We start from the raw sequence: 2,661 nt of genomic DNA, 5'->3' as shown, positions 1-2,661 counted from the left end.
ATCCTACAGACTCTGACCCCACTGGTCTCCACTGGTCGGCATAGCTAGTTTAAATAGAGAGTGAATTGATAGCGTCAGAAATGGTAAAAAAATGAATTTTAGTCAGGCAGACTGACGATTTATTAAATTCGTGTGCACGTATTAAATGAAGTACGTCATCGGTTGACAGAACTTTGTTGTTTTTAATTAAACCAATTTGTCCTTCAATAGGTTTAATTAAATAGCAATGGCCAACTGAGTCAATAACATAGTCGTCATCACTAAAGAGCAGTTCACCGCATTCAAAATTAACGTCACGAAGTGAATTTAAAAAAATAAGCTCGTCATCACCGTAAAGCTTTAACATGCAAGGCCACATGATCATGACAGATACCGCTGAGACATAAGAATCCAATAAAATAGTTAAGAAATATAAGCTAAAATGTAGGCGAACAAACACTAGTCAAACATTACTTGTCAGACTTTATACGACTGCTGATAACTGTATTTAGTTTAAATGTGCAGCTAAATGAGCCTATTCCTCAGCGCCTTTTATATCCGATTCCTCAGATGTATTTAAAGATGCCTTAAAATCTTCAAACTCTTGCCTTAATTTGGCGATATCACTTTTTACCGCATTCGCATAAGAAAACCCTGCCAAACCAAAAATAAATCCTAATACACCCATAGCTTCCATGTTTTTCTCCTAGATAAATATTTGTAAAACCTCATTTGGAGGCTTTTAATTATTGGCCAAAATTAGCGACGTACGAAAGTATAGTGGTAAAAAAATGTTGGCTAAGTGTTGAGGTACGAAAGCTGCCAGCCGTATTTTGCCCCTGTTTAATGGCTCATTTGAGTTTTATCTCAAACCTGTCATCGAAGTTATGCTTAATCAAAGACTCTTTAATTTGATCTATTTCTTCAACTTGAAGCTTTCTCAGGTTTATTTCGTGAGAGCTAAACCGAGCAGTAATTTTCATGACTTTATCATCAAATGAAACATATTCGAGAGTATTCATTTGCTCTTTTTCTATATCTAGCTCAAGATCTGCGAGACTAACTTTTGTACCACGTTCTTCTTCCGGCATGATAAATTCAAAAAATGTAGTGGTCAAGTTAAATTGGCCACGGTTTTATAGTTTAGCCAGTATCTTCTCTCTGACTCATTTGGTGCCAAACCGCCATTATGCTGATGCGGCCTAACTTGGCTGTAATAGCCAATAATATATTTCGTGATATCTATCTTGGCTTCATTAAAACTACGATAACCTACCGTCGGTATCCATTCTGTCTTTAAACTTCTGAAAAATCGCTCCATCGGTGCGTTGTCCCAGCAATTTCCGCGTCGGCTCATGCTTTGTGTTATCTGGTAACGCCACAGCCTCTGTCTGAATTTTCGGCTCGTGTAGTGACTGCCTTGGTCACTGTGATACATCACGTTTTCAGGTCTGCCACGTAGCTCGTAAGCCATTGTTAGTGCTTTGACTGTTAAATCGCTATCAGGTGAGTGTGACATTGCCCACCCAACAGGTTTTCGAGCGAACAAATCAATCACGACCGCTAAATAAGCCCAACGATTTCCTGTCCATATGTACGTCACATCGCCGCACCAGACTTGATTGGGCGCAGTTACATCAAACTGACGTTCAAGCAAGTTAGGTATTGCCACATGCTCCTTTGAGCCTTTCTTATAAGCATGTTGAGGTAGCTGGCAACTGACTAAATTAAGCTTTTTCATTAAGTTAGTAGCTCGGTATCGACTTAACGTTACGTCACTTTCATCTTGTGTAATGATTTCACTTATTGTTCTGGCGCCTGCGGAGCCACCACTCAACTCATGAGCATTCTCGACCTTTTTAAGCAGCATTTGATACTCAAGCGATGGCGAGTTATCTCGCTTTAACCAATATTTATAGCTACTGCGGTGAACGCTGAAAACGTCGCACAATAATTTAATTGGATACCTGGCTTTATGGCTCTGATTGAGTTTTTCGATTAATTCGAATTGTTCAGTGAGTCCGACATCAACAGAGCCGTAGCCTTTTTTAGAATTTCCTTTTCTAATTCAATGCGTTCAATTTTCTTTTCAAGCTCTCTTATCCTAATCTGCTCGGGAGTCATGGGTGTTGCTTTAGGCGCTTTGCCTTGCCGTTCTTCTTTTAACTGTTTAACCCATTTACCAATCGTCGAATAACCCACATTCATGGCCTTAGCTGCTTCTTCATGGGTATAACCATGATCGAGTACCAATTGTGCCGTTTCTAATCTAAATTCTGGGCTGAAATTTTTACGTGACTTCTTAGCCATTATCTTCACCTAATACTGTTATGATTCAATCATAACATCCTCTAATTAGGTGGCCAAAATCACTATGCCACTACAAAATAATGTCCGGTGAAGGAGAAGCGTTTTTATATAACCATCTCCAATATCTAGAGCAAAGGAAATGATTAAATCCTTATCAGTCTCTTCAATATTCATGAAACTAACTATATCCATTAGTGTGCTTCCTTATTTCGATTAATCCACAAAACAACTTAAACAGGTTAGCTTTACTCTATTAAATATATTTGTATCAAATTACTTTAACCTTTGCCACTTACCCACTTTTATTTACTAGTGAGTTTTTGATTTTGCTAAGTGGCAATTAAAAGCGAACTAGACCTGTGGGGTCACCCA

General features: G+C 38.5%; 4 protein-coding genes. All 4 read right to left on the bottom strand.

Going from position 1 to position 2,661, the window contains the following annotated elements; translation table 11 throughout:
* Window positions 1–49 precede the first annotated feature (49 nt).
* Complete coding sequence (locus tag KO525_RS19455; RefSeq protein ID WP_368668268.1) at window positions 50–439, bottom strand: DUF4144 family protein; 390 nt, start codon at window positions 437–439, stop codon at window positions 50–52.
* A 75-nt stretch (window positions 440–514) separates the two neighbouring features.
* Entirely contained in the window at window positions 515–676 is a 162-nt protein-coding gene (locus KO525_RS19450; protein ID WP_215965519.1) for a hypothetical protein, read from the bottom strand.
* Between the two features lie 154 nt (window positions 677–830).
* Complete coding sequence (locus KO525_RS19445) at window positions 831–1,097, bottom strand: hypothetical protein (protein WP_215965518.1); 267 nt, start codon at window positions 1,095–1,097, stop codon at window positions 831–833.
* A protein-coding gene (locus KO525_RS19440) for an IS3 family transposase (RefSeq protein WP_215965517.1) occupies window positions 1,094–2,289 on the bottom strand; the annotation gives its coding sequence in 2 pieces (ribosomal slippage) (window positions 1,094–2,031 and window positions 2,031–2,289; 1,197 coding nt in all). The genes KO525_RS19445 and KO525_RS19440 overlap by 4 nt, the downstream gene beginning before the upstream one ends.
* Window positions 2,290–2,661: the final 372 nt, after the last annotated feature.

This window comes from Psychrosphaera sp. B3R10, from assembly GCF_018861025.1.
Lineage (GTDB): Bacteria > Pseudomonadota > Gammaproteobacteria > Enterobacterales > Alteromonadaceae > Psychrosphaera > Psychrosphaera algicola.
The sequence above is the reverse complement of the archived record's forward strand: the minus strand, read 5'-3'. Positions and strand labels throughout refer to the sequence as shown.